The following is a 19075-nucleotide window of genomic DNA, read 5'->3' on the forward strand; positions in this document are numbered from 1 at the left end:
ATAAAATTGCTAATTCAGGCTCAGGCTTGTTCCAGCCAGACATCCTCAACCCATTGCCAGAAGGATTCCCAGCTGTCTTCCAGCAGTTCATCATCCTGCCACAGGAAGACTTCACCTTCCTGACTGATGCAGTAGAAATCATCACCGACCTGACAAACAGGGATTAGGTCTCTTGGCAGACCAATAGACCAGGCATGAGCAGCCACCTCTGGCAGGTATGTATGACTGCCTGAGTCCGCAGCGGTAACCGGCTCCAGTGTGCCGTAAACCACGTCGCTGGCATGCAACAGATACTCTTTCAGTTCGGCCGGCAGGGGGATCAGGATCTCTTCCTCTACTTCAACCAGTTGGTCAAAGTCAGGCAGATCCAAAGGCACAGGAACCTGTTCGCTCAGTTCCTGCAGTTTATCTATCACTTCATGCATGGCATTGGGGGAGAGGGTGGGTAATGGCGGGAGTATAGCGGCAGATGGGGTAAATCCAAAGCAAACCGGCACTCAATGAGTGCCGGTTCAGTCTTGTTAAGCCACCTTAAGTTGTTCGTCCTGACGTTTATAGTGCAGCCATGCTTTGTGGTACAGCTTATGGGAATCCTGTTGAAGGCGGACAATCCGGGCCCTTTCGAGTTCTGTCAGAGCACGGCTTTGTTGACTGGCTCGATACTCGATACCCTGAACTTCCTGATACACCTGATGCTCTATACCAGATTTGATGTCGGCAATCTTACGCAGGTGCAGTTGCACTTCTGCAATCATGCCTGTTTCGGGGAGCTCTACCAACAGGTTAAGGTCACGATAACCTGAGCGCTTGGGCTCGGCGAAACGATTTTTCAGCTGCACAACGCGAGCCTGTTGTTCCAGCTGGTGGAAGCTGGCCATCAGGTCTTCCAGACTGTCGGCGATAATTGAGCCACGGACAATATCTGTCAGACGGCTGGCATCACCCTCAAGTTTGCCAGCCACTTTCTGCTCCGCCCTTTCTCGGGACTTAATTTGGCCAACGATGGGCTGGGTGCGGCTGTTTTCTGCGGTCAGGTATAATAGCTGAGTCAGTTCAGCCTGAGCATGGGGAGCATCCAGATAGAGGGTATTGAGGTCGGAAGAGGACTGACAGGTATTATGATCGCCACTGCGTCTCAATTGAGTCAGCCCAAGTCTGTCCCAGCCGGGAGCGGGTCTTTGGGTTTGATGATGGGCTGGCGCGCTCAGCAGTGTAGTGAGTGTCAGGCCAACAGGGGCTGCGATGCCAGCTTTGGCACTCAGTACCACCATAAGAACCAGCAGGCTGCGAAACAGTTTGTTCATTCAACTCCAGCGAATTTGATGAAACTGGAGCCCAGTATGCACAGGCAAGTCTGAACCAATACTGAATCAGATTTTGACTGCCGTCATCAGTGTGATCTGATGAGTATAAAAAAGGCGCCTTTCGGCGCCTTGAACACACTATCAATATTGTCAGACAGGGATTACCAGATCTTCACCTGCTTCTCTGCCGGGATATACATCTCGTCGCCTTCTTTTACTTCGAAGGTCTGATAGAACTCAGGCATGTTGGACAGTGCACCAATGGCACGGAACTTGGCCGGAGAGTGAGGATCTGTGGCAACACGGTTGCGCATTGCTTCCTCTTTGAACTTGGCTCGCCAAATCTGGGTAAAGCCAATAAAGAAGCGCTCATCGCCGGTCAGGCCATCAATCACTGGGGCTTCTTCGCCGTTCAGCGACATCTTATATGCTTTATAGGCGATGGTCGCACCTGACAGGTCACCGATGTTTTCACCCAGAGTGAGCTCACCGTTAACGGTAAGATCATCAAATACCTGATAGCCGTTATACTGGGCTACCAGTGCCTTACCCAGCTGCTGGAATTTTTCCAGATCGCTGTCAGTCCACCAGTTCTTCAGGTTGCCCTCACCGTCGTACTTGGACCCTTGATCGTCGAAACCGTGGCCCATTTCGTGGCCAATAACCGCACCGATACCGCCATAGTTAACTGCGTCATCTGCTTCCATATTGAAGAAAGGAGGCTGAAGAATCGCAGCTGGGAACACGATTTCGTTCATGGTTGGGTTGTAGTAGGCGTTTACCGTCTGAGGAGTCATAAACCACTCCCACTTCTGGATAGGGCCACCCAGTTTGGCCAGTTGGCGATCATGCTCTACACGGGAGGCGCGGATTTTATTGCCTACCAGTTCATCGGATTTAATCACCAGAGCGTCGTAATCCTGCCACTGATCAGGATAACCGATTTTAGGATTGAACTTGGCCAGCTTCTCCTTGGCTTTCACCTTGGTTTCAGGGCTCATCCACTCCAGCTCATCAATGCTGGCACCATAGGCCTTGCGCAGATTCTCAACCAGCTCCTGCATGCGAGCTTTGGCTTCCGGGGCAAAGTGCTCTTTAACGTATACCTTACCAACGACTTCACCCAGGGTGCTGTTAACTGAGGATACACCGCGCTTCCAGCGTGGCTCCTGCTCCTGTTGACCGTTCAGGGTCTTGGAGAAGAAGTTGAAGTTCTCCTGATCCAGCTCTTCACTCATCAAAGAAGCGTAGTTGGTCAGCAGTTGCCACTTCAGGTAGGTTTTCCATTCGTCCAGTGGCAGGGTATCTACCAGGCCAGTCAGCCCTTCAATAAAGCTTGGTTGGTTAATGATGATATCTGGCTGCTTGTCGCCGCCCAGAACCTTAAGATAACCATCCCAGTTAAAGTTGGGTGCCAGGGTCTTCAGATCAGCCAGTTCATACTTGTTGTAGCGCTTGGTGGAGTCACGTACGGCGACTTTATCCCAGTGATGCTCGGCAATCGCAGTTTCCAGTGCCATCACGGTTTGCGCCGCTTGCTTGGCATTGTCGAAACCGGCCAGGTTGAACATCTTCTCGATATGTTCAACGTAGGCTTTACGGATATTGACGAAGCGCTCTTCCTCGTTGAAGTAGTAATCCCTCTCAGGCAGGCTCAGACCATACTGCCAGATATGGGTGGCATAGCGGCTGGAGTTCTTGGCGTCTACACCTATGTAGAACGCCATTGGGGTACCGCCACCAACAATCTGGCTGTGGGCAAAGTACTCGGCCAGTTGAGCTTTGTTTTCAATGGCGGCGATCTTCTTTAATTCGGCTTCCAGTGGTTGTACACCCAGCTTATTGAGGGTTTCCACATCCATATATGAGCGGTACAGATCTGCCACCTTCTGCTCGTCGCTGCCTTCGGCCAGATCTTTTTGGGCTGCCACTTCTTCAATGATGGCTTTTACATCTTCTTTGGACTTTTCACGCAGATCGTAGAAGGCACCGATGGAGGTACGGTCACCCGGGATCTCGGCGGACTTGAGCCAGCCGCCGTTAACATAGGAGTAGAAGTCATCCTGAGGGCGCACGGTGCGGTCGAAGTTGTCGAAGTCTACGCCTGAGCTCAGGGTCGCGCTGACTGCCTCTGCAACAGGCGTTTGAGTCGCTTCAGGTTTGGTGTCGGTTTGCGTGGTTGCTGGCTTGTCATCACTGCAAGCCGAAAGTGTGGCGATGGCACACAGGCCCAATACGCCCAAGACTGATTTTTTCATGGTTATTCCCTGTTATCTTCCCCTGGCAAGTATTGTCATTGCCTTTTAATCCAGCTCACATGCTAAAGCATGTTGATTAAATGTAAATATCTGCGGGCTTGTATCAGCCTGATAACTGTAACGAATCGTTAACTCACTGGTTTCTGTGGTTTACGGGACGAAGCAGGCCTGTGAGACAGGGATAAATACAGGCTAAAAAGGGGCAACTGTATTGGAGAAGGGGAGCGGACAGGGGATAATAGCCTCAGTGATTATGTTGATGAGAGAACACGCCCGTGCGTTTGGATAAATTTATCTGCGAAGCCACCTACCTGACCCGCAGTCAGGCCAAAAAAGCCATGCACAGAGGTGAAGTGTTCTGTGATGGCGTCATGGTGAAAGATCCCTCTTTTAAAGTGAAAGAGGACACTAAAGTGACGTTGGATGGTGAAGAGCTTAGCCTGATCGGCCTCAGATACCTGATGATGCATAAGCCTGAAGGGGTGATTTGCTCCACTCAGGATGAAGAGTATCAGTGTGTTATCAGTCTGCTCGATATTGAGAAGCCTGAGCTATTGCGTATTGCTGGCCGCCTGGATGTGGATACCACAGGCCTGGTGTTGATGACGGATGATGGCCAATGGTCCCATCAAATCACCTCTCCTAAGAAAGCCTGTGGCAAGCGTTACCGGGTTGAAGTGGCAGACCCCCTGACCGAGGAGGTGGTTGCTCAGTTTGAACAGGGCATCATGCTTAACGGTGAGGACGAACCAACCCGTCCAGCCAAACTTGAGATCCTTTCTGCCAATGAAGCGCTGCTGACGATTGTTGAAGGGAAATACCATCAGGTTAAGCGTATGTTTGGTGCGATAGGTAATAAGGTAGTCGGCCTGCACCGTGAGTCCGTGGGGCGTATTGAACTGGATGCAGATTTGGAGCCGGGCGAGTGGCGCTACCTGACTGAGGCGGAGATCGCATCAGTACAGGGCAATAAAGCCTGAGTTTATGAAACTTAAGCTTGCTGTGGTCTGAATTAAAAAGGCCTTCCGCGTGGAAGGCCTTTTGCTTTTAATTGATTGCCAGCTTACCGCTGATAGTATTTATCACCACAGTACCGTCACCTGAGCCGCTGGTAAATTGAAGGCTTTGCTGGCGGGTGTATTTGGCTTTGTTTGGCTTATCGTCAGTCAGTTGATTGTCGATACGGCCACCCGGTCCGCCGTTAATACGGAACCTGGCATTGGGAGCAGAGTCAAAGTTGATACTGATATCGCCACTGACACTATCCAGTTTGGCTTGCTCCAGTATTCCTGAGGTTTTGATATCTACGTCGCCACTGACGCTGTTGACCATAAGTTGCGTCAGTTGTGGCGCTTTAAGTTCCACTTCCCCTGAGACGGTTTCCAGCTTAATGCCGGTGGCATTGGTGTTGGCCTCTATTTCGCCACTGACAGTGGACAGTCCCAGTTTACGTTCGCCGCCGTTGACCTTAATCTCTCCGGAGATAGTAGACAGGTCCATCGCGCTATCTATGTCTGTTGCTTCGATATCGCCGGAAATCGTAGTGAGGCTGGCGCCACCACCGATTTTGGATACTGTGACATCGCCGCTGACATTCTGCATGGACACCAGCCCGCCAATTTCGGTAATTCTGTAATCGCTGGAAACCCCTTCTGCTTCAATATGAGAGTCAGAAGGAAGCATGATGGTCAGCTTAGAGCCCTGGCCTTTACCCTTGTAACTTTGCGGCATGGTATCTTCGATAGTGACTTGCTCTCCAGAGACTGTGAAAACAAGGCCCTCACTCAGGTCATCCAGGGTGCCCTTTACCTGGATCTCAGATCTGTCCCAAGACTTTATATTCACATCGCCTCGCTGAACCTTAATGCTGACATTGGATTTACCGGAAACGTCGCGGGTTTCCTCCAATGTCTCTGCGGCGATAGCCCATCCTGAGCCGAGCAGGGTAAGGCTCAGCAGCAGAGTATTAGCCGTTAATCGGGTCATATTTGTGCTCCTTGTGGTTGACTGGACACCTGTTGGCTGTCCAGCTGAAGTTCGATTTCCTGACGATGCAGCCATAGCCACATCTCCCATAAAGATTGGTTATCCGGTGCTTTGAGCAGCTCCTGATAGACTTGCTGTTCTGCGCCTTTCAGTTGTTCTGCACCCATTTCAATCGCTTGCTGGGCCTGACTGGGTTGCAACTTGACCGGGCGAAACGCTTGCTGCAGCTGACTCAGCTGATCTTTGTGCTGCTGGCGGGTAGACTCGACCAAAGCTATCAGGGCCGGGTCGACACTCTGGTTTATTGGGCCTGTTAACTGCCAGCCAAACATCAGACAAGCCAATAACAGTGCTGCGATGGCCAGTGCCGGGCGATAACTGCGCTTACCAGTCGTCTGGTTTTTTTCCTGATGGATACGCGCCTGAATCCCCGGCCAGAGGTCACGCTCCGGTGCAATCTGTTCCCGGGCTGTGTTCAACAGTTGCTCGAGCTGTTTATCCTGGTCACTCATACCAACATCTCCTTCAGCAGTTGTCTGGCTCTGTGGTACTGAGCCTTGCTGGTCCCCGATGCTATCTGCATCAGCTCTGCTATCTCTTCATGTCTGTAGCCTTCCAGTGCGTGCAGGACAAATACCTGACGGGCGCGCTGTGGCAGTTTTAGCAGCACTTTGTCCAGGCCCTGATATTGGTCACCTTGCACTTCTATATCCGTCTCGCCCGGCAAAAACCTGTGCCAAAACCTCTGATGGCGCCGCAGCGAATAGAGACATTGATTCACGCACACCCTGTGCATCCAGGTAGCGAATTCTGAGTGGCCATCAAACTGGGCCAACTGCTGCCAAAGGTGCACAAAACAGTCCTGGGTTAACTCTTCAGCCAGAGGAATATCTGCAGCCAGCCGCAGCGCCAGGGTATAAACCCGGTTTCGATATTTGAGGTACAGCTGGTGGAATGCCTGCTGATCTCCCGCTCTGGCTTGTTCAATCCAGAAGGCTTGCTGTTGACCTGTTTCCGGTATCGATTTCAGTGCCACTGGATGAGGGTTTCCTTTTCCGTTTTATCTGGTCGCTTACTGTTTAGATGCTGTCAAAGGCATAAAAGGTTTAAAGCCTGATTAAAAAAACATCGGTTGAACTAAATAAAGTTGGCTGGCAAACGATAAAGAGTGTGTGAAGTTGACATTTTTATGACAGTTGTCGCACTTTTGTAGCGAGTTTAATAAGTTGCGCACACTGGGGGTTAGTATCACAAATGTATAACAAGGTTGCGAGTTAAGCTGGATGTCGCCATCTGAATAATAAAAACAACAGGAAATAATATGTTGATTCGTCGTAAATTGATGCTGAATGCATTATTGGGATTGGGCACAGTTGTGCTGATCTTTGTACTGCAGCTGCAGGCCCAATCCACTCAGGAAGAGCTGGATACGGCAGTAAAGCATATAGTAGAACTGGAGCGGGATTTGCTCCGTTTGAGAAAAGACGAAAAGGATTTCTTCACACGACTTGATGACAAGTACACCGCCCGCCATCAGAAAGACAGAGAGCACCTGGCTACTACCGTGGCAAGCTTAAGCCGTATTTACGCAGGGTTTAATGTCTCCCAGCAGTTACTGGATGAGTTTATGAGTGTCAGCCGACAGTACACTCAGTCTTTCGACAATGCAGCTCAACTTCAAGCTGAAATCGGTATGACCCCCAAGAGTGGGCTTTATGGTGAGCTGAGACAGGCAGTGCATAATGTAGAGTCAAAGTTGAAACAGGAACAGCAGGATGCTCTGACAGTGCTGATGCTGCAGCTCAGACGCAATGAGAAAGACTTTATGCTGCGTCGCGACGTCAAGTATCTGGATCGTTTTGATACCAATATCGCTCTTTTTTCCCAGCGCCTAATAAGCAGCGGTGTATCGTCAGATACCCAGAGGGAAATCAGCAGCTTGATGCAGGTCTACCTGAGTGACTTCAGGGCGTTAGTGGAGAGAGAGCAGCAACTGGGGCTCGGTGACGGTGATGGTTTGAAAGGTCAATTGAGTCAGTTGAGTGCGCAGATGGACAAACTGTTTGTTGCCCTGAATCAGCAAACCCTTGCTGTCTATGAGGCTGAAACTTCCCGTAATACTATGATATCTCTGGGCGTATTTGCCTGTTTGGCTGCCGTGCTCGCGGTGTTTACGGTGGCGATTATCCGCAGCATAGTGAATCCGGTAGAGCAGATCACCGCGCTGATTACCCGGGTTGAAACCGAACGGGATTTGACCCTTCGTTGTGACGCATCCCGTCAGGATGAACTCGGACAGATAGCGCTGCACTTCAATAATATGCTGGAAAACTTCCAGGCGCTTATCAAGCAGGTCAACGACTCTGTCACTCAGGTCAACGACTCCTGCCTGTCTCTGTCTGAGACTGCGCGTAAATCTTCTGATGGCATTACCAGCCAACTGAACGAAACCGATATGGTGGCAACGGCCATTACGGAAATGGGGGCGACCATAGAAGAGATTGCCAACAGCACTGAGCTGGCAGCAGGCAAAGCCGCCAAGACCCATGAGAGTGCACAGCAGGGCCAGCAAGCTGTGCAGCAAACCATAACCATGATTCAGACCTTGGCCGATAAACTGGATGACAGTGGGGATGTGGTTTCCGAGCTTGCCAAAGATGGGGAGACCATAGGTCAGGTGTTGGATGTAATCCGTGGAATTGCCGATCAAACCAACCTGTTGGCATTGAATGCCGCCATCGAAGCCGCACGCGCCGGTGAGCAGGGAAGGGGATTTGCTGTGGTGGCCGATGAAGTGCGTTCACTGGCGATGCGAACTCAGGAGTCTACCAATGAGATTGCCACCATTATTGATAACCTGCAGACTCGCACTCAAACTGTGGTGTCCATGATGCAGACCAGCCAACTACAGGGCAATGACAGCGTAGCTCAGGCTGCAGCTGCGGGAGATGCTCTGGAGCAAATCAATCAGGACATCAGCAATATCATGGATATGAGTACTCAAATTGCTGCAGCGATTGAACAGCAAAGCATGGTGGCTAACGAGGTGAACAAGAATGTGCTGGTGATCCGGGACGTGGCCGAGAGTTCCTCAAAGGCGGCAATTGTTAACGCCAAAGACAGTGCAACCCTGGAAGATAAGGCGGCCGAACTGCTGGCCTCTGTCAGTAGGTTTAAGGCGTAGTCTTCTTTAGTTTCCAGAATCCCAGGTGGGCCGGTTATCCGGCCCTTTTTATGTGAGCTAAAAGCTATTTCAGGCAGAGAATGATAGATACAAAAAAGCCTCGCTGAGCGAGGCTTTTTTGTATTTCAATGTGGTACAGGTGAGAAGACTTGAACTTCCACGCCCGTGAGGGCACCAGCACCTGAAGCTGGCGTGTCTACCAATTCCACCACACCTGCATTGAACTTTTAAAACTCTTTACCCTTGGTAGCAGACTTTTCAGCCGAAGTAAAGAGTGGTGCCCGAACCCGGAATCGAACCAGGGACACGCGGATTTTCAATCCGCTGCTCTACCAACTGAGCTATTCGGGCAAAACTTTTTGATAAACCTGATGTTTATCGCTTTGCTGTGTACCAATAATCAGCTCACAACAAAGCCTGTATTTGGTACAGGTGAGAAGACTTGAACTTCCACGCCCGTGAGGGCACCAGCACCTGAAGCTGGCGTGTCTACCAATTCCACCACACCTGCATTGAGAACAGTAAACTCTTTACCTTTGGTAGCAGACATCAAGATGTCAGAGTAAAGAGTGGTGCCCGAACCCGGAATCGAACCAGGGACACGCGGATTTTCAATCCGCTGCTCTACCAACTGAGCTATTCGGGCTTTAACGGTTTTATTTTCCGCTAAAAAAACCTCGACGTTATCGAGGTCTTAAAATTGGTACAGGTGAGAAGACTTGAACTTCCACGCCCGTAAGGGCACTAGCACCTGAAGCTAGCGTGTCTACCAATTCCACCACACCTGCATAGAATTTGTTGTTAATCGAATCGTCAGAAATTGGTACAGGTGAGAAGACTTGAACTTCCACGCCCGTGAGGGCACCAGCACCTGAAGCTGGCGTGTCTACCAATTCCACCACACCTGCACTGACGACCTGTGTGATCAACAACTATTTAAACAAGATTGGTACAGGTGAGAAGACTTGAACTTCCACGCCCGTGAGGGCACCAGCACCTGAAGCTGGCGTGTCTACCAATTCCACCACACCTGCACTGTACTATCTTGCTTAAGCTCTTTAATTTAGCCTGTTCAGCACCAAAGTTAAAGAGTGGTGCCCGAACCCGGAATCGAACCAGGGACACGCGGATTTTCAATCCGCTGCTCTACCAACTGAGCTATTCGGGCGACGGCGTGCATTAAAAAGCTTTTGCGGATTTGAGTCAACACTTTTCTTTGGGAAAAACCAAAAACCCGTGTGTTTGCATAAGATTTGCCCGCAAGCGCTGATAATGCTGAGTTTTTGCAGTAAAAGCGTTAGCCTGTTGTGACGTAAAGCGCGAAAAATCACCAGCTTGCACCATAGCTGGGAGCATTGGTGGAAAAAGCGGCGAGAGCAGGCCAAACAGGGCTGGTCGCTATAGGGTAACCAGTAAGATTGGCATTAACGGGATGATTCAGGGAGAAGCATCGGTCTCTATGTACGGATATTTGATTAAGCTGTGGCGACACCCCCTGAGCATTGTCCTGTTTTGGCTGGTGCTGGCAGCTGCTGTTTCTCCAATGATTTGGCAACTGAATATCAATACCCGTTATGACGCTTACTTTGCGCCTGATGATTTGCGATATGAGTTGAGCCGGGAGCTGACTGATACCTTCAATCGACCCGATACCCTGTGGTTGATTATCAGAGGTCAACAAGGCTGGCAGTGGCAACATCAGCAAAGTCAGCTTGAGCTGATTAACGATACGCTGACCGCCAACTCTGAGGTTTTGTCTATTGGTGGTTACACTGAGCTCGTCCATGGTTCCGGGCACAGTGAAGCACTGCTTTCCTATAAAGCTCACCCAAGAGAAAGCCTGGTGATTTCCAACGATGCCAGAACCGTGCTGCTTGAACTGGAGTTTGAGCAGTCAGCCTTATCTCCCGAGTTGTTTGGTCAATTGATAGAGCAGTTGCAATGGCAATTGACAGAGTTGGTTGATGGTCAGCAGCTCGAACTGTTCTTCTATGGCCCTTTGGCACTGAACTGGCAGTATGCCGAAGTATTCAGCAGTGACCTTGCCTGGTTTATGCCTTCTCTTATGTTGTTAACCGCAATATTGTTGGGCTGGTATGTCAGGTCGTGGCCCTGGCTGCTCGGTATTGGCAGCAGTGCTTTGCTTAGCCTTTGGTTAACTCTGGGCATCGCCGGATGGTTGGCTTTGCCTCTGACGGCAATCAGTGGTGTGATCCCAGTCATTCTGGTGGTGCTTTCGCTGGCGTCGGGTATTCATCTGTTTACCGGTTGGCGCAGGCTTTCTAATCTGGGACTGGATTGCATAGAGGCCCGGCGCAGAAGTATAGAGGAGCATTTGCCGCCACTGTTTTGGGGGGCGCTCACTACCTGTTGCGGCTTTTTGCTGCTGACTTTCAGTCCTTCACCCCCCATAAAAGCCTTCGGCATTCTTGTGGCATTCGCGGTTGCGATTAATTTACTGCTGCATCTCACCTGGTTGATGGTGATTGTGGGGTTGGGCAGGAGCAAGGGCCACAGCCGGGACAACAATCCAAAAGGGGCGCGACGACTCGAATGTTCATCCCGATTGGCTATTAAAGCCTTGCGGCGTCCGCTGCCGGGTTTGAGTTTGGCTCTATTGGCCTGCGTATTTGGCGGAGTCGGCGTGACTCAACTTGTGTTTAAAGATGACCCGCTGGGGTATTTCCCGGCTGATAATCCTTTGCACCAGGGGGCGGAGGTGACGGCCAACACGTTTTATGCCGCTAATTATCAAACCTTCCTGTATACAAACCCGAATGGCGCGCTGGATTCTGAAGCCGTCAGATTTGTTAATCGCTTTTCCCGCTTTTTGAAGCAGCAGCCTGAGGTGGTGAGAGTCGATACTCTGATTGACTGGTTCAGAGCAGCAGGGCTGGGGCGTTCAGCCCTTGAGCAGGTATTTAAGTCTACACCGCCATCAGAGCTTGGCCTGGGAAGGGAGGTCACAGATGATTTGCAACGTCAGTTGGTGCAGGTGTACTTACGGCCAACAGATACAGCCAGCATGTTGGCACTGGAGCAGAGAATCAACAGCTGGCTGGCGCAGCAGCAATATCCCGGTGAATTGTCCCCTGCACTCGGGCCCCAAAGCCTTTACGCTCATTTGAGTGAGGACAATGCCATTAATATGTTGCTGTCGTTTTTGGTGGCATTGGTGATGCTGAGTCTGCTGCTTTACTGGTTAAGAGGATCAATACGTCTGGCGCTGCTGGGGTTGATGGCTAACCTGCTGCCGCTGATATGGGTGTTTGGTTACTGGGGAATGACTGGGGGAGGCCTCAGTCTGGGAAGCACCATGGTGATAGGTATGATCCTGGGTATTATTGTCGATGATACTCTGCATCTGCTGTTACGGCTGGATGCCAAAGCAGCGCATCACCCCTTTATATTGAGAAGGCAGTTAATCAGGATCACTCCGGCAATTTCTCTGACCAGCCTGGTGCTGGTCGCCGGGTTTATGCTGGGAATGTTGTCAGACTTTGGCCCCATACTTGAGTTGAGTCTGCTGTCAGCCTTGATTATCGGCTCTGCCTGGTTTTTTGACCTCTTGGTATTGCCAAGCCTTTGGCGGCATTGCTTCCCAAAACAAAACGCCCCATAACTGGCAAAGCTATTCGTTCAAGAAAAGCGTCCATGAAAAACGCTAAAAGAAGGCGAGCCACGAAGAAAACAAAGGGCACGAAGAAAAGCTGTATTCATCTTTGCTTTTTCAAGCCAGTCCTTGGACTTGAGCCAGTTCACCTAACTTGGTTCTCGCTCATAACCATATGACTTTGCCATATTCGCCGTGTTCTCTATGAAGTGAGTAAAGCGAACACTTGTTAGTAGCTGCTTTTAAAGCAAAAAAGCCTTGCGCAAATACGCAAGGCTTTCCAATTTTTTACAGATTAGCCAAATAGCATTACCCAACAGAAGGGGCGCTTGTCAGACCAATGACTGTTAGTTAGCGACCAGTTTATTTCCCGGGAAGTTAACTTTGAGCACCTGCAGAACATGCTCTCTCAGCTTTTCCTGTCCGAGTTCTCCATAGGCTTCAGCCATAATTTCCAGCGCGCGCTCAGTCGAAGGAGTACCCGGGTAGGTTTCCATCACAGATTGAGCTCGAACAGCTGCAGCACTCCAGGCGTTCATCTTCAGGTAGTACTCAGCCACATCGATGGAGTAGCGAGCCAGACGATCTTTCAGCCACTGCATACGCTTTTGCGAATCGGCAGCATATTTGCTGTTTGGGTACATCTTGATCAGGCGTTCAAAATCTTTGAAGGCCTGCATCGCGTGCTTGGGATCTCTGTCGGTGCGGTCAATACCCAGCATATCGTGGAACATATAGCTGTCTGACTGCATGTTCACCAGTCCACGCATATAGTAGACATAGTCGATATCAGGGTGGGTTGGGTTCAGACGAATGAAACGGTCAATATTGGCAATGCCGGAAGCCGGATCATTCAGCTTATAATAGGCATAAATCATATCCAGCTGGACCTGAGTCTTGTGAGGTCCAAAGGGATAGCGGGAATCCAGAGCTTCCAGGGTGCGGACTGCTTTGGAAAAATTTCCCAGTTCCATTGAGGTACGGGCCTGGGTGTAGAGGGCCTCAGGTGACTGTTTGGACAGGGATTCATCCAGCTCGTTGTTACTGCTACAGGCTGAAATCGCAAGGGATATCAAGGCAACGGCAGCGCACTTGGCAAATCTAGACATAGGAGAATTCAATTCTTTTATAAGTTGTAGTTAAGAATTTTTCCATTTCACGATAAAATAGAAACAATCCGATTGTAACAGATAGCACTTTCTTATTGGACCCCAAATCCGGGGAACGGTTCCTTATGGCTCAAGAGATTAATCTAAAAAGCGAGATTTCAGCAACTCAAACAGGGCTGAGATTGGATCAGGCATTGGCAGAGTTGTTCCCTGACTACTCGCGCACACGCATCAAGGAATGGATCGTATCCGGTGCAGTATATGTAGATGGGGTCAAGGTAGATAAGCCCCGAGAAAAAGTACTCGAATCCCAGCAGGTAGAGATTGAGGCGACCCTTCCAGAGGAAGTGCACGCCGAAGCTCAGGCCATAGATCTGGATATCGTTTACGAAGATGACCACATTCTGGTGATCAACAAGCAGGCTGGTCTGGTGGTTCATCCGGGCGCAGGCAATACAGATGGCACTCTGATGAATGCCCTGTTGCACCACTGCCCGGAAATTGAACTGGTACCCCGTGCCGGTATTGTTCACCGTCTGGATAAAGACACCACAGGTTTGATGGTGGTGGCAAAGACAGTAGAAGCACAGACTCATCTGGTCGCTGCGCTGCAGGCCCGTGAGATCACCCGTGAATATGAGGCGATCTGTATCGGTACCATGACTGCGGGCGGTACCGTTGATGAGCCTATTGGTCGTCATGCCACCAAGCGCACTCATATGGCGGTGATCCATAATGGTCGTCCTTCTGTGACCCACTATCGTGTGGCAGAGAAGTTCCGCGCCCATACCCGTCTGCGTTTGCGCCTGGAAACCGGTCGTACTCACCAGATTCGTGTACACATGGCCCACATTGGCCACGTACTTGTAGGTGATCCTGTGTACGGTGGTCGTCCTCGTCCGCCTAAAGCTGCCAGCGCTGAGTTCACCGAAGTGCTGAGAAACTTCAAGCGTCAGGCGCTGCACGCTGTACGTCTTGAGTTGGTGCACCCGGTTGATATGGAAATCATGAGCTTCCAGGCACCGGTTCCTGCCGATATGGTTGAACTGACCAAAGCACTGCGTAAAGACACAGAAGAACATCCGATGGAGTACATCTAAGGGTGTTTGACTGGGCGGTACCCGACAACATAGGTTTTGCTGTCTCCACCCGTGAGGGGGGAGTCAGTCTGCCACCTTTCGACAGCTTGAATCTGGGGGATCATGTCAATGACGACCCGCAAGCTGTTACCGAAAATCGTCGTCGGGTGCAGTCCATGTTCGCCATGCCTTCTCAGCCGGTTTGGTTGGAGCAGGTTCATGGTACAGATGTGGTTTCTCTTCCCCTTGATGGTTCCAATCAGGCTGATGCCAGCTACACCAACATACCCGGTCAGGTGTGTGTGGTCATGACGGCTGATTGTCTGCCTGTTCTGCTGTGCGACCGCCATGGTACTGAAGTCGCTGCCGTTCATGCCGGTTGGCGTGGATTATGTAACGGCGTGATTGAAGCCACTCTGGCAAAGTTTAAGGCTCGCCCTGAAGATATACTGGCGTTTACCGGTCCGGCCATAGGTCCAGCTGCTTTCGAGGTTGGTGGCGAAGTCCGCGATGCTTTTATGGCTGTTGACGAAGCTGCTCAACAGGCTTTCGTGGCTGTTTTGCCAGGCAAGTTCCTCGGCAATCTGGAGATGTTGGCCCGTCAAAGACTGGAGTCGGCAGGTGTCTCTCAAATCCTGTGTGCCGGTGAGTGTACCTACACCCAGGATCATAAATATTTTTCTTTCCGCAAAACCGCGACCACAGGACGTTTTGCCTCTTTTATCTGGCTTAAGGCCTGACCCTTCCCTTGAAAATCCGGATTCAGACTCCATCTTTTTGTTAGAAGACGGTGCAGACGAATCTGCCGGTGTATATTTATCTATTTGATTGAATTATCTTTTTATACACTGGATATATGCTGGATTAAAAAGCAGCCGATATCTGCCCCGTTGGTGACTATATTTGGCTTTCCTCAGGAGGTTTTATGCGACTCGATCGTATGACCAATAAATTCCAGATCGCCATTTCAGATGCCCAATCCCTGGCCCTGGGCCGGGATCACCAGTTCATTGAACCCGTGCACCTGATGATGGCGTTGCTCAATCAAGATGGTGGCTCTATCCATCCCCTGCTGACTCAGGCGGGGATCCGCGTCAGCAATCTGCGTTCTTTGCTCAGTCAGGAACTGGAGCGTTTGCCACAGGTAGACGGTACCGGTGGTGACGTACAGCTTTCCCAGGCACTGATCCGTTTGCTGAATTTGTGCGATAAGCTCGCCCAAAAACGTAAAGACAAATATATCTCCAGCGAATTGTTCGTCCTGGCAGCGCTGGAAGGCAATGACACCCTGGCTCGTATTCTAAAAGAGTCGGGTGCCACCAAAGAGTTAATGGAGAAAACCATAGAAGCGATTCGTGGTGGCCAGAAGGTGGATGATCCCAATGCAGAGGATCAGCGCCAGGCATTAAAGAAATACACAGTGGATCTGACCGAGCGTGCTGAACAGGGCAAGCTGGATCCTGTTATTGGCCGTGATGATGAAATCCGTCGCACTGTTCAGGTGCTTCAGCGCCGCAGTAAAAATAATCCTGTGCTGATTGGTGAGCCGGGTGTGGGTAAGACAGCTATTGTTGAAGGTCTGGCCCAGCGTATTGTTAATGGTGAAGTGCCTGAAGGTATCAAGAACAAGCGGGTGCTGTCGCTGGATCTCGGGGCGCTGGTTGCCGGTGCCAAATACCGTGGTGAGTTTGAAGAGCGTCTCAAGGCTGTGCTAAACGAGCTGGCTCAGGAAGAGGGACAGGTGATCCTGTTTATCGACGAGCTGCACACCATGGTCGGGGCGGGTAAGAGTGATGGCGCCATGGATGCGGGCAATATGTTAAAGCCGGCATTGGCCCGTGGTGAGCTGCACTGCGTCGGTGCCACTACCCTGGATGAATACCGTCAATATATAGAGAAAGATGCCGCCCTTGAGCGCCGCTTCCAGAAAGTTCTGGTAGAAGAGCCGAATGTGGAAGATACCATCGCTATTCTCCGAGGCCTGAAAGAGCGCTATGAATTGCACCACCATGTGGAGATCACCGACCCGGCCATTGTTGCTGCGGCAAGTATGTCTCACAGGTATATCTCTGACAGAAAACTGCCAGATAAAGCTATCGACCTGATTGACGAAGCTGCTTCCAGTATTCGTATGCAGATTGATTCCAAGCCTGAACAGCTGGATCGTCTGGAGCGTCGTGCCATTCAACTTAAGTTGGAAGAGCAGGCGCTGGTGAAAGAAAACGATGAAGCCAGTCGCAAACGTTTGGCGACACTGCGGGAAGATCTGAAAGAGATTGAAGCCAAAGCCAACGAGCTGAATGAGATCTGGTATACAGAGAAAGCTGCACTGGCCGGGACTCAACAGATCAAGGCTGATCTGGAGCAGGCGCGTATGGATATGGAAGTGGCGCGCCGTGCCGGCGACCTGACCCGTATGTCTGAGCTTCAGTATGGCCGTATTCCAGAGCTGGAAAAGCAGCTGGATCTGGCGTCTCAGGCCGAAATGCAGGACATGACGCTGCTGCGCAATAAGGTCACAGATGTGGAGATTGCCGAAGTGCTTTCCAAGGCGACGGGGATCCCGGTTGCCAAGATGCTGGAAGGTGAGCGTGAAAAACTGTTGCAGATGGAAACCGCATTGCATGAGCGGGTGATAGGTCAGAATGAAGCAGTTGACGCTGTGGCCAATGCCATTCGCCGCAGCCGTGCCGGCTTGGCAGATCCCAATCGTCCGATTGGCTCCTTCCTGTTCCTCGGCCCCACCGGGGTGGGTAAGACTGAGTTGTGTAAAACCCTGGCAAAATTCCTGTTCGACAGTGAATCGGCGCTGGTTCGTATCGACATGTCTGAATTTATGGAGAAACACTCGGTGTCCCGTTTGGTCGGTGCACCTCCTGGATATGTGGGTTATGAGGAAGGGGGATACCTGACTGAAGCTGTGCGTCGCAAACCTTACTCAGTGATCCTGTTGGATGAGGTTGAGAAGGCGCACCCGGATGTATTCAATATTCTGCTGCAAGTATTGGATGACGGTCGTCTGACCGATGGTCAGGGCAGAACCGTGGATTTCCGCAATGCCGTGGTGATTATGACATCCAATCTGGGATCGGATGTGATTCAGGAGAGGTTCGGTAGCTTCTCCTATGAGGACATGAAGACTGAAGTGATGGATGTAGTGAATAAGTACTTCCGTCCTGAGTTCCTGAATCGTATTGATGAAACTGTGGTGTTCCATCCTCTCGATGCCGAGAACATTAAACGCATCGCCGATATTCAGATTGGCTCTTTGCGCACGCGATTGGCTGAGAAAGAGTTCGATCTGCAGGTGTCTGACGAGGCGTTGGCAATTATTGCTCAGGCTGGGTTCGACCCTGTATTTGGTGCCCGTCCTCTGAAGCGGGCACTGCAACAGGAGATAGAGAACCCACTGGCTCAGCGCCTGCTTAAAGGAGAGCTGGTACCGGGTAAGGCAATTAAGGTCGAAGTGGAAGGTAATGCTCTAACCTTTACTCAGTAATAGATTACACAGGTCTATAAGTAGAAAGGGCGTCCATGGACGCCCTTTCTTATATGTATTTACTTCTTGCTATGCCTTTGCTGGGATGGGCTACTCTTCACAAAAGAGTTTGACTCTTTCCTGACTCTCTTTAATTGCAGCTTGCTTCTGCTCTTGTGTCATAGTCATCATTTCACCGTTACTTTCATCCTTACGGGTCACCTGAGCATGGGTGAGCAGTACGTTCAGAGTGTGCTTGGCATTATCACAAATACTCTTGGCCTGCTCAGCGTTCTGGGCTTTTATCTCGTCGGCCTGTTTGGCCATGTCGTCTTCAGTGGCTTGTTCTGCTTTTGCCACGGCTCTGACCGGAGATACTGTGCCTATTTTTTTGGGCTCGAGATCCTGATTGTTCAGCCGGGTCACTTCATACTCACCTTGTGGAGGGAGCTGACTGTAGTGTTTGGTTCCGTTTTCATCTACCCAGGTGTAAATGACGTCGTTGGCATTGGTTGATGTTGAAAACAATATCCCAGCAATCATTATCTGCAGTGCCACCAGTTTCAAAAGCGTTGTCATTGCCATTCCTTGCATTTCAGCTTTGTTCTTGTCGCCTTGGCGGTTATTCAACCAACTTTATCAATGTTAACGATAAATACAATCCAGTCTGGTCCAAAAACAGCCACCACTCATTGGTTTCTGAGCTAATTATAACCGCAATGCCTAAATTGCAGGCGCTTGATAAAGTGTTGCTATAAAAGCGCTTGCGCAAACGAATTTGCTCCCTATAATGCGCCCTCACTGACACGGCACACAGCGACAAACGGCGCTGATTGCAGGTCAGGTCGGCAAGGGCCGAAGAGATGGGAAAGCAGTGTTGAAAACGACCTCTGGTCAGAAAATAACCGCTTGAAAATCTTCTTCAAAAAAGCGCTTGACGAAAGAGGTTTGAAGCGTAAAATACGCAGCCTCTTCAGAACGAAACAAGTTCTGAATCGCTCTTTAAAAATTAGACAGACAAGCAAATCTGTGTGGACATTCACAGTAGTTGATGAGGTCGACAA

14 protein-coding genes and 8 tRNA genes are annotated in these 19075 nt (G+C 50.5%); 6 read left to right on the plus strand and 16 right to left on the minus strand.

The genetic code is table 11. From position 1 onward, the window contains the following. Window positions 1–20: 20 nt before the first annotated feature. The 3 genes from ACFOE0_RS02635 to ACFOE0_RS02645 all read right to left on the minus strand — a co-directional run bounded on the left by ACFOE0_RS02635 (window position 21) and on the right by ACFOE0_RS02645 (window position 3562). Window positions 21–425: an SMI1/KNR4 family protein gene (locus ACFOE0_RS02635; protein ID WP_115137002.1), complete on the minus strand. Its 405-nt coding sequence runs from the start codon at window positions 423–425 to the stop codon at window positions 21–23. Window positions 426–521: 96 nt separating this feature from the next. Further along, window positions 522–1304 (minus strand): RelA/SpoT domain-containing protein, encoded by a 783-nt coding sequence (locus ACFOE0_RS02640; RefSeq protein WP_248937397.1) that lies wholly within the window; start codon window positions 1302–1304, stop codon window positions 522–524. A gap of 161 nt (window positions 1305–1465) precedes the next feature. Then, window positions 1466–3562 (minus strand): M13 family metallopeptidase, encoded by a 2097-nt coding sequence (locus ACFOE0_RS02645; protein WP_248937398.1) that lies wholly within the window; start codon window positions 3560–3562, stop codon window positions 1466–1468. A gap of 275 nt (window positions 3563–3837) precedes the next feature. Here ACFOE0_RS02645 and rsuA point away from each other — a divergent pair, with 275 nt between their 5' ends. After that, window positions 3838–4542, plus strand: coding sequence for a 16S rRNA pseudouridine(516) synthase RsuA (gene rsuA, locus ACFOE0_RS02650; protein ID WP_248937399.1), 705 nt, complete (start codon window positions 3838–3840; stop codon window positions 4540–4542). A gap of 67 nt (window positions 4543–4609) precedes the next feature. Here rsuA and ACFOE0_RS02655 read toward each other — a convergent pair whose 3' ends face one another. Genes ACFOE0_RS02655 through ACFOE0_RS02665 form a run of 3 tightly spaced genes read right to left on the minus strand, consistent with a single transcriptional unit; the run spans window position 4610 to window position 6584 of the window. Further along, window positions 4610–5548 carry a DUF4097 family beta strand repeat-containing protein gene (locus ACFOE0_RS02655; protein ID WP_248937400.1) on the minus strand — a complete coding sequence of 313 codons (939 nt, stop codon included), beginning with the start codon at window positions 5546–5548 and terminating at the stop codon, window positions 4610–4612. Then, complete coding sequence (locus tag ACFOE0_RS02660) at window positions 5545–6060, minus strand: hypothetical protein (RefSeq protein WP_248937401.1); 516 nt, start codon at window positions 6058–6060, stop codon at window positions 5545–5547. The genes ACFOE0_RS02655 and ACFOE0_RS02660 overlap by 4 nt, the downstream gene beginning before the upstream one ends. After that, window positions 6057–6584, minus strand: a complete 528-nt coding sequence (locus tag ACFOE0_RS02665; protein WP_248937402.1) for an RNA polymerase sigma factor — start codon at window positions 6582–6584, stop codon at window positions 6057–6059. The genes ACFOE0_RS02660 and ACFOE0_RS02665 overlap by 4 nt, the downstream gene beginning before the upstream one ends. Before the next feature lie 285 nt (window positions 6585–6869). On the opposite strand from ACFOE0_RS02665, the gene ACFOE0_RS02670 reads away from it, so the two are divergent. Further along, window positions 6870–8732 carry a methyl-accepting chemotaxis protein gene (locus ACFOE0_RS02670; protein WP_248937403.1) on the plus strand — a complete coding sequence of 621 codons (1863 nt, stop codon included), beginning with the start codon at window positions 6870–6872 and terminating at the stop codon, window positions 8730–8732. 131 nt (window positions 8733–8863) lie between these two features. On the opposite strand, the gene ACFOE0_RS02675 is transcribed toward ACFOE0_RS02670, so the two are convergent. The 8 genes from ACFOE0_RS02675 to ACFOE0_RS02710 all read right to left on the minus strand — a co-directional run bounded on the left by ACFOE0_RS02675 (window position 8864) and on the right by ACFOE0_RS02710 (window position 9900). Beyond that, window positions 8864–8950, minus strand: a tRNA-Leu gene (locus ACFOE0_RS02675). 57 nt (window positions 8951–9007) lie between these two features. After that, window positions 9008–9083, minus strand: a tRNA-Phe gene (locus ACFOE0_RS02680). A 73-nt stretch (window positions 9084–9156) separates the two neighbouring features. Next, window positions 9157–9243, minus strand: a tRNA-Leu gene (locus tag ACFOE0_RS02685). A gap of 59 nt (window positions 9244–9302) precedes the next feature. Further along, a tRNA-Phe gene (locus ACFOE0_RS02690) sits at window positions 9303–9378 on the minus strand. A 55-nt stretch (window positions 9379–9433) separates the two neighbouring features. Beyond that, window positions 9434–9520: transfer RNA gene (locus ACFOE0_RS02695), tRNA-Leu, on the minus strand. Window positions 9521–9553: 33 nt separating this feature from the next. Next, window positions 9554–9640 (minus strand) — tRNA-Leu (locus tag ACFOE0_RS02700). 39 nt (window positions 9641–9679) lie between these two features. Beyond that, window positions 9680–9766, minus strand: a tRNA-Leu gene (locus ACFOE0_RS02705). 58 nt (window positions 9767–9824) lie between these two features. Next, window positions 9825–9900 (minus strand) — tRNA-Phe (locus tag ACFOE0_RS02710). Window positions 9901–10191: 291 nt separating this feature from the next. Between ACFOE0_RS02710 and ACFOE0_RS02715 the strand changes: the two genes are divergently transcribed. Continuing rightward, window positions 10192–12354: an efflux RND transporter permease subunit gene (locus ACFOE0_RS02715; RefSeq protein WP_248937404.1), complete on the plus strand. Its 2163-nt coding sequence runs from the start codon at window positions 10192–10194 to the stop codon at window positions 12352–12354. A 338-nt stretch (window positions 12355–12692) separates the two neighbouring features. Here the strand turns inward: ACFOE0_RS02715 and ACFOE0_RS02720 are convergent, their stop codons facing one another. Continuing rightward, entirely contained in the window at window positions 12693–13454 is a 762-nt protein-coding gene (locus tag ACFOE0_RS02720; RefSeq protein ID WP_248937405.1) for an outer membrane protein assembly factor BamD, read from the minus strand. Between the two features lie 125 nt (window positions 13455–13579). Here ACFOE0_RS02720 and rluD point away from each other — a divergent pair, with 125 nt between their 5' ends. The 3 genes from rluD to clpB all read left to right on the plus strand — a co-directional run bounded on the left by rluD (window position 13580) and on the right by clpB (window position 18032). Continuing rightward, window positions 13580–14554, plus strand: coding sequence for a 23S rRNA pseudouridine(1911/1915/1917) synthase RluD (gene rluD, locus ACFOE0_RS02725; RefSeq protein ID WP_115136988.1), 975 nt, complete (start codon window positions 13580–13582; stop codon window positions 14552–14554). Window positions 14555–14556: 2 nt separating this feature from the next. After that, window positions 14557–15273: a peptidoglycan editing factor PgeF gene (gene pgeF / locus ACFOE0_RS02730; RefSeq protein ID WP_248937406.1), complete on the plus strand. Its 717-nt coding sequence runs from the start codon at window positions 14557–14559 to the stop codon at window positions 15271–15273. A gap of 185 nt (window positions 15274–15458) precedes the next feature. After that, complete coding sequence (gene clpB / locus ACFOE0_RS02735; RefSeq protein WP_248937407.1) at window positions 15459–18032, plus strand: ATP-dependent chaperone ClpB; 2574 nt, start codon at window positions 15459–15461, stop codon at window positions 18030–18032. Window positions 18033–18122: 90 nt separating this feature from the next. Here the strand turns inward: clpB and ACFOE0_RS02740 are convergent, their stop codons facing one another. Continuing rightward, window positions 18123–18590 carry a DUF4124 domain-containing protein gene (locus ACFOE0_RS02740; protein WP_248937408.1) on the minus strand — a complete coding sequence of 156 codons (468 nt, stop codon included), beginning with the start codon at window positions 18588–18590 and terminating at the stop codon, window positions 18123–18125. Window positions 18591–19075: the final 485 nt, after the last annotated feature.

The organism is Shewanella submarina, assembly GCF_042646185.1.
Classification (GTDB): domain Bacteria; phylum Pseudomonadota; class Gammaproteobacteria; order Enterobacterales; family Shewanellaceae; genus Shewanella; species Shewanella corallii.

Bases quoted from the DNA above. Each gene is read 5' to 3' on its own strand.
- ACFOE0_RS02715 (WP_248937404.1), top strand. From the start codon at position 10,192: ATGTACGGATATTTGATTAAGCTGTGGCGACACCCCCTGAGCATTGTC.
- ACFOE0_RS02640 (WP_248937397.1), bottom strand. From the start codon at position 1,304: ATGAACAAACTGTTTCGCAGCCTGCTGGTTCTTATGGTGGTACTGAGT.
- ACFOE0_RS02660 (WP_248937401.1), bottom strand. From the start codon at position 6,060: ATGAGTGACCAGGATAAACAGCTCGAGCAACTGTTGAACACAGCCCGG.
- ACFOE0_RS02720 (WP_248937405.1), bottom strand. From the start codon at position 13,454: ATGTCTAGATTTGCCAAGTGCGCTGCCGTTGCCTTGATATCCCTTGCG.
- ACFOE0_RS02740 (WP_248937408.1), bottom strand. From the start codon at position 18,590: ATGACAACGCTTTTGAAACTGGTGGCACTGCAGATAATGATTGCTGGG.
- rluD (WP_115136988.1), top strand. From the start codon at position 13,580: ATGGCTCAAGAGATTAATCTAAAAAGCGAGATTTCAGCAACTCAAACA.
- ACFOE0_RS02635 (WP_115137002.1), bottom strand. From the start codon at position 425: ATGCATGAAGTGATAGATAAACTGCAGGAACTGAGCGAACAGGTTCCT.
- ACFOE0_RS02655 (WP_248937400.1), bottom strand. From the start codon at position 5,548: ATGACCCGATTAACGGCTAATACTCTGCTGCTGAGCCTTACCCTGCTC.
- clpB (WP_248937407.1), top strand. From the start codon at position 15,459: ATGCGACTCGATCGTATGACCAATAAATTCCAGATCGCCATTTCAGAT.
- ACFOE0_RS02670 (WP_248937403.1), top strand. From the start codon at position 6,870: ATGTTGATTCGTCGTAAATTGATGCTGAATGCATTATTGGGATTGGGC.
- ACFOE0_RS02645 (WP_248937398.1), bottom strand. From the start codon at position 3,562: ATGAAAAAATCAGTCTTGGGCGTATTGGGCCTGTGTGCCATCGCCACA.